General features: G+C 61.6%; 1 protein-coding gene. It reads left to right on the plus strand.

Translation table 11 applies throughout. The features are described from left to right. The coding region (locus R0J88_RS19650) for a hypothetical protein (protein ID WP_410900819.1) at positions 1-279 on the plus strand (279 nt) is incomplete at both ends.

The following is a 279-nucleotide window of genomic DNA, read 5'->3' on the forward strand; positions in this document are numbered from 1 at the left end:
GCGGCAGCTTCGGCATCCTCAAGGGCCACTGCGACTTCATGACGGCACTCAGCATCTCGGCCATCAGCTGGCGACTGGGAGCTGAGCAACACTTCTGTGCGGTACGTGGCGGCGTGCTAACCCTCCGCCAAGGCGACATCACGATCGCAACTCGCGAAGCCGTGACTGGCGATGACCTGGAGACACTGGATCGCCAGGTACTGACACGCTTTCGTGAAGACCTGGAGCATGAACGGCACGAGCATGTCGAGGGTCTTCGGCTCCAGCTCAATGCCCTGC

It is taken from the genome of Pseudoalteromonas sp. SIMBA_162 (genome assembly GCF_046535955.1).
In the GTDB taxonomy this organism is placed as follows: Bacteria; Pseudomonadota; Gammaproteobacteria; order Enterobacterales; family Alteromonadaceae; genus Pseudoalteromonas; species Pseudoalteromonas marina.